The sequence below is a fragment of the Kurthia populi genome, assembly GCF_042686175.1.
Classification (GTDB): domain Bacteria; phylum Bacillota; class Bacilli; order Bacillales_A; family Planococcaceae; genus Kurthia; species Kurthia populi.
The window spans coordinates 1-6,536 of sequence record NZ_JBHUOR010000084.1; the positions used below are offsets into that span (position 1 = coordinate 1).

6 protein-coding genes and 1 other annotated feature are annotated in these 6,536 nt (G+C 39.0%); all 6 genes read right to left on the reverse strand.

Annotation, left to right across the window (positions count from 1 at the left end):
• Positions 1-116: 116 nt before the first annotated feature.
• Positions 117-2,897 carry an isoleucine--tRNA ligase gene (ileS, locus tag ACFSY7_RS10705; RefSeq protein WP_020189378.1) on the reverse strand — a complete coding sequence of 927 codons (2,781 nt, stop codon included), beginning with the start codon at positions 2,895-2,897 and terminating at the stop codon, positions 117-119.
• Between the two features lie 48 nt (positions 2,898-2,945).
• Positions 2,946-3,166: a binding site (T-box leader), on the reverse strand.
• A gap of 46 nt (positions 3,167-3,212) precedes the next feature.
• Positions 3,213-3,734: a DivIVA domain-containing protein gene (locus ACFSY7_RS10710; protein WP_020189377.1), complete on the reverse strand. Its 522-nt coding sequence runs from the start codon at positions 3,732-3,734 to the stop codon at positions 3,213-3,215.
• Between the two features lie 89 nt (positions 3,735-3,823).
• Entirely contained in the window at positions 3,824-4,615 is a 792-nt protein-coding gene (locus tag ACFSY7_RS10715) for a YlmH family RNA-binding protein (RefSeq protein ID WP_380147822.1), read from the reverse strand.
• Between the two features lie 84 nt (positions 4,616-4,699).
• Positions 4,700-4,951: a YggT family protein gene (locus ACFSY7_RS10720; protein ID WP_380147823.1), complete on the reverse strand. Its 252-nt coding sequence runs from the start codon at positions 4,949-4,951 to the stop codon at positions 4,700-4,702.
• A gap of 29 nt (positions 4,952-4,980) precedes the next feature.
• Positions 4,981-5,556 (reverse strand): cell division protein SepF, encoded by a 576-nt coding sequence (locus ACFSY7_RS10725; RefSeq protein ID WP_126990799.1) that lies wholly within the window; start codon positions 5,554-5,556, stop codon positions 4,981-4,983.
• A gap of 15 nt (positions 5,557-5,571) precedes the next feature.
• On the reverse strand, positions 5,572-6,249 hold the full coding sequence (locus tag ACFSY7_RS10730) for a YggS family pyridoxal phosphate-dependent enzyme (RefSeq protein ID WP_020189373.1): 678 nt from the start codon (positions 6,247-6,249) through the stop codon (positions 5,572-5,574).
• Positions 6,250-6,536: the final 287 nt, after the last annotated feature.

Genomic DNA, 6,536 nt, shown 5'->3' on the forward strand with positions numbered 1-6,536 from the left:
CCCCCTGTTGATTTTGGTGTAGGAACTTTAATTATACAGGCTCATATTGAATGGGTCTTTTTTTATTTATTTTGAGTGGTGCACTTAATATTACAATTCGTCGTAAAGATAAAAAATTATTTTGCTTCTAAATCAACGTCTGCAAAGTTTTCTTCCACAACGCTTGCACAGCGTTCGCAAAGGTCTGGATGTTTTTCGTTGTGACCAACTGTTTCATCAATTGTCCAGCAACGTGCACATTTTTCGCCTTCAGCTTTAACAACCGCTACGGCTACAGTTTCTGTTTTCACACATTCTTCTGTTGCGTTTGCAAGGTCATCTAACACAAATTCAGATACAATCATCATTTGTGCGAAATCGATTGATGCATCAGAAAGAACAGCTTTTGTTGCTGCATCTGCGTAAACGGTTGCTTTTGCTTCTAATGATTTACCGATAACTTTTGCTGTACGTGCTTCTTCTAATGATTTTAGAACTACATCACGAACAGCCATGATTTTTGTCCATTTTTCAGTTAATGCAGCGAAGTTTTCTTTTTCAACAGCATCTGGCATATCTGTTAATTGTACAGATTCCTCTGTTGTCCAAGCCATATAACCAAACATTTCATCCGCTGTGTGAGGAATGATTGGTGCAAGTAATTTCACTAATGCATTTAATGTATCGTACATAACGGATTGCATTGCACGACGCGCGTGGCTATTTGGTGCTTCTACATAGACAACATCTTTCGCAATGTCTAAGTAGAATGAGCTTAGTTCTGTTGCGATAAAGTTGTTTACTGCTTTATAAACTGTTGCGAATTCATATGAATCATATGCTACGCGCACTGTTTTGATTAATTTTTGAAGTTCCATATACATGTATTGGTCTACTTCACGTAAATCTTCGTATGCAACATAGTCTGTTTCTGCATTGAAATCTTCTAAGTTACCATGAACAAATTTTAAAGTGTTACGTACTTTACGGTACATTTCAGAAACTTGTTTTAACATATCCATTGAGATACGAACATCTGCAGTATAGTCTACTGAAGCTACCCACATACGTAAGATATCTGCACCGTATTGTTGCATGATTTTCGCTGGTGCGATGATGTTACCAAGTGATTTCGACATTTTACGGCCATCGCCATCTAATACGAAACCATGTGATAATAAGCCTTTGTATGGTGCATAGCCATTAACCGCTACTGATGTGATTAATGATGAGTTGAACCAACCACGGTATTGGTCAGAACCTTCTAAGTAAAGGTCTGCAGGGTAGCTCATACCACGTTCAGCTAATACACCTTGGTGAGAAGAACCTGAGTCGAACCATACGTCCATAATGTCGTTTTCTTTAGAGAATTCGCCATTTGGAGAGCCTGCATGTGTAAATCCTTCAGGAAGTAATTCTTTAGCTGTTTTTTGGAACCAGATATTTGAACCGTGTTCACGGAATAATTGTTGTACGTGCGCGATTGTTTCTTCTGTAATGATTTCTTCGCCGTTTTCAGCGTAGAATACAGGGATTGGAACACCCCATGCACGTTGACGAGAGATACACCAGTCACCACGGTCACGAATCATATTGAATAGACGTGTTTCGCCCCATTCAGGTGTGAAGTTCGTGTCGCGAATTGCTTGTAATAATTCTGGACGGAATGAATCAATTGATGCAAACCATTGTGGTGTTGCACGGAAGATAACTGGTTTTTTCGTACGCCAATCATGTGGGTATGAGTGTTCGAAGAATGTTAGGCTTAGTAATGCGCCAAGTTCTTCTAATTTTTCACAGATTGGTTTATTTGCTTTGTCATAAAATTGACCAGCGAATTCGCCAGCAGCTTCTGTTAATACACCACGGTTATCTACAACTGAAAGGATTTCTAAGCCGTAACGTTTCCCAACTTGGTAATCATCCTCACCATGTCCAGGTGCTGTGTGTACGCAGCCGGTACCAGCTTCAAGTGTTACGTGATCGCCAAGCATCACAAGAGATGTACGATCGAATAATGGGTGTTTTGCTGTGATGTTTTCTAATTCCGCACCGTTGATTTCACGGTCGATTTGTACATCTTCCCAGCCGATTTTTTCTGCTACTGAATTTAGTAAATCTTTTGCAACAACGAATTTGCGATCGTTTACTTTTACTACAACATATGTGAATTCAGGATTTACAGAAATACCCAAGTTCGCTGGTAATGTCCAAGGCGTTGTTGTCCAGATAACGATTTCTTCGTCATTATTTAAAACACCTTTACCATCTTCTACTTTAAATGCTACGAAGATTGATGGCGATTTGATGTCTTTGTATTCAATTTCTGCTTCTGCTAATGCAGATTCAGAAGATGGAGACCAATAAACTGGTTTTAATCCTTTGTAGATATAGCCTTTTTTCGCCATATCGCCGAATACGCCAATTTGACGTGCTTCAAATTCTGGACGTAATGTGATGTATGGGTTTTCCCAGTCACCGCGTACGCCGATACGTTTGAATTGTTCACGTTGGTTACTAACTTGCTCTAATGCATAATCTTTACAAAGTTCGCGGAATTCTGCGATCGACATTTTTTTACGGTCATGTCCTTTATTTGTTAATGCTTGTTCAATTGGTAGACCATGTGTATCCCAACCCGGAACATATGGTACATAGTAGCCTGTCATTGAACGATGGCGGTTAATCATATCTTTTAATACTTTGTTCAATGCGTGACCCATGTGGATATCACCATTTGCATACGGAGGTCCATCATGTAACACAAATGGTGTACGGTCTTTTGTACGTTCAAGCACTTTCGCATTGATATCCATTTCTGCCCATTTCTCTTGCATTTTTGGTTCCATATTTGGTAAGTTTCCGCGCATTGGGAAATCTGTTTTCGGCATTAATAACGTTTTTTTGTATTCAGCCATTCGTAATTCCTCCTCAAAATTAATCCATAAAAAAACTCCTCGCCCCAAACAAGGGACGAGGAGAAGTTAACTCGCGGTACCACCCTAATTGCATAGTTAGACCATGCCACTTAAGAACACCTTAACGCGGTGGTAACGAGACGGCTTACTAAAGTTCAGCAATCTAGCTCAAGAGTGATCTTCAACCTTATCTGTACCGTTCGAGCTCTCACCATCCTCGAATCGCTATACTGCAGCATAAAGTTTACTGTCTCTATCAGTGCTTTTCATTCATATGTTGCAATTATAGAAAATTGCGACCAGAACGTCAAGCGGTTATTCTTCGTCTGGTAATTCAATCGCTTCGACATTATCGACATCAGGCACTTTAATTTCATATTCCATTAAGTGATCCCAGTCTTCTGACTCGATTAAATCCAGTTGTGCTTCCACAATCATTTTGAAACGATTACGGAATACTTTTGAATGTTTTTTCAGTTCTTCGATTTCAAGTGCCACTGTACGTGCTTTCGCTAATGCTTCATTAACGATACGGTCTGCGTTTTTTTCAGCCTCTTTCACGATTAGTTTTGCTTCTTTTTGTGAATTGCGACGGACTTCTTCTGCCGCCTCTTGTGCGACAATAATTGATTTTTGAAGTGTATCCTCTAGTGAGCTATAATGGCCTAACTGATCATGCGCTGATGCAAGACGGGCTTCTAGCTCACTTTTTTCTTTTAACACAAGATCCATATCTTTCATTACTTGTTCCATAAATTCATTAACCTGGTCCTCGTTGTATCCACGGAATGAGCGGTCAAATTCTTTATTATGTATATCAAGTGGTGATAACGGCATACTATCTCTCCTTTTATCTGCAAGTTCAACTTATTCATTATTATACCGTTCTTTTGACAGAACTTCATCTGTAAAACGGCAAAACAAAGTTATTTCCGTTCCATTTTACCAATTTTTAGGCGTAGTTTTTCTTTCTTTGTGCGACCTTCTATCGATTCAATAAATAAACGACCGACACCACGAATCGAAATTAAATCTGCCTCATGTAATTCAAAGGACGTTTGTTCACGCACTGCATAGTTTACTTTCACTTTGCCAGACTCAATATATAACGCGGCTTTTTGACGTGAAATGGCTGGATAGCTTGAGGCAATGACTGTATCAAGGCGGAGTGATGAAGCCGTGATTACGGACTCCTGCCATTCTTCTGTTGCAGGAAGTAGTGTTGTTGAGAAATCTACTTCTTGCACAGTCACCTTGCTTTTCGCGATTGATGTTAAATTGGCACGTACATAGTCTGCTACCTCGCGTGCTACAACAAACTGCACAATGTCCGTCCCCACTCTTATATCCCCGAATTTTGCGCGTTCTAACCCTAAGCTAAGTAATGCGCCTAGAACATCAGGATGTTTTAGTTGCACAAATTTAGATGGATAGCGTACAGAAAGCATCGCAAACTGAAACTCATCTGCCACTGGCTCCACATAGCTCGGGTATATTAATGCACGCTGACGCTCTGAATAATCACTAAAGCCACCATGAAACGCTACTTGTGTTTCGCCATTTATACCAATAAGAGATTGTACAATCGTTCGCTGACGTGGATCTAAAAAAGGTGTTGTTTTTGGCGCATAAAAATCTTCCACTTGACGCTTCCATTCAAGCACTTGCTCAATAAACTCATGCTCATCGGGTCTAAAATGTTGTAGTAGATGATCCATTTTTTCTTCCTTTCTAAAAAACAAAAACTCCTTACGCCAATGCGCGAGGAGCCTTATTTAGTACATAATGATAGACTGACTAGTTTATAAAATATAGCTCAACACACGGTATAAGCCTATTTGAATAAAGTTCAATGCTAATAACGCAATAATTGGTGAAATATCAATCATACCAATCGGTGGAATAATCTTACGGAAAATCGATAAATACGGTTCTACGATTTTCGATAAAATTTCACCAAACTTTGATTCTTGTAACCCTGGAAGCCAGCTCATTAAAATGTAAATAATAATGGCGAATGAATAAACTTGAAATGCTAAAGCAATAATATTCATGCGTGTACTTTTCTCTCCTTAGTGGTAGCCTAGTACTTATCTTCTTCGTAATAGTATTCTGAAATCGCACCATCGATTTCAACATTATCTGGCGTACATAAGAAAATATCGATACCAATTTTTTTTATTTCACCGTCTAGTGCGAATACTGTACCACTTAGAAAATCAATAATACGCTTCCCATTTTCTTTGTCAATACGTTGTAAATTAACAACCGCAGATTTTTTATTGCGAATGCAATCCGCAATATTTTGCGCTTCTGAATACATACGAGGCTCAAATAAATTGACCTTTGTTGTACGATTCATGCTCACGACATTATTAGCTTTTTTTTCCACAACTTGCATTTGTGCTACTTGTTGAGGTGGTAGATTTGATGCTACTTGCTGTGTTTTACGTTGTACAGGCTGTTGCACCTTACGTGGTGTTGCCATTTGTTGAGGTACAGGCTGCTGTTTTAGCTGCTGTACTTGTTGTGGACGCTGTTGCTGCTGTGGTTGTTGCTGTTGTGGTCTTGCTTGTTGTTTCGGCTGTGCTACTTCTTCTTCATCAAATTCATCATCGCGATTATCTAAATAGAAAAAGTCTTTTAAAAAGTTTTTCATTGCGGAATCCTCCTATCAGTCGAGTCCAACTAAAGCTGTACCAATACGAACGTATGTAGATCCCTCTTCGACGGCGATTGCATAGTCGTGTGACATGCCCATCGACAATTCGGTGCAAGGCGCATGCTCATATTGTTTTGCAGCGAGTGATAATTGAAGCTCTTTTAGTCCTTTAAATGTATTTCGAATGATTGTGTCGTCTTCTGTATTCGGCGCCATTGTCATTAAACCGACAACGCGAATATGGTCATATGCTTTCAGTTGTTCAATAAAAGGCTCAACTTCTTGTACCGCTAAGCCATGCTTAGAATCTTCGCCCGATACGTTTACTTGGACGAAGCAATTTACTGTTTTGGTTGCACGTTTATTAATTTCTTCCGCTAAACTTAATCGATCTAATGAATGGATGAAATCAACAGTATCTAATACTTTACGTACTTTACGTGTCTGTAATGAGCCAATATAATGCCAAACTGCACCATCTGTAATGGTTTCTTGCTTTTCAAGTAATGGTTCAGGGCGATTTTCACCTAGATGATGAATCCCTGCCGCAAGTGCTTCCTCGGCACGCGCTGTTGTGACTTGTTTTGTAACCGCAATAATCGTTACTTCTTCAGGATTGCGCCCTACTTTCGCGCAAGCTGCATCGATATTTTGTTGTATACGTTGTAAGTTATCAATAATTCGTGTCATGATTAATCCCAGCTTTTCAAGTTACTTGTTTATCATATTATTTTCATTTTATCAAGCACAGCCATATTAATCAATAAATTCCCATGAACCACGAAGATTTAAGCAAAATCTATTCATACTATCGTCTATTCCCGATGGCAATTCATCAAAAACATTAAAATTGTGTAACAAAATTTTAACAGATGACGAATTGTAATATTAAGTGCACCACTCAAAATAAATAAAAAAAGACCCATTCAATATGAGCCTGTATAATTAAAGTTCCTACACCAAAATCAACAGGGGGC

Excerpts from the sequence above, each read along its gene's own strand:
- ileS (WP_020189378.1), bottom strand. The coding sequence starts at position 2,897 with ATGGCTGAATACAAAAAAACGTTATTAATGCCGAAAACAGATTTCCCA.
- ACFSY7_RS10710 (WP_020189377.1), bottom strand. The coding sequence starts at position 3,734 with ATGCCGTTATCACCACTTGATATACATAATAAAGAATTTGACCGCTCA.
- ACFSY7_RS10715 (WP_380147822.1), bottom strand. The coding sequence starts at position 4,615 with ATGGATCATCTACTACAACATTTTAGACCCGATGAGCATGAGTTTATT.
- ACFSY7_RS10720 (WP_380147823.1), bottom strand. The coding sequence starts at position 4,951 with ATGAATATTATTGCTTTAGCATTTCAAGTTTATTCATTCGCCATTATT.
- ACFSY7_RS10725 (WP_126990799.1), bottom strand. The coding sequence starts at position 5,556 with ATGAAAAACTTTTTAAAAGACTTTTTCTATTTAGATAATCGCGATGAT.
- ACFSY7_RS10730 (WP_020189373.1), bottom strand. The coding sequence starts at position 6,249 with ATGACACGAATTATTGATAACTTACAACGTATACAACAAAATATCGAT.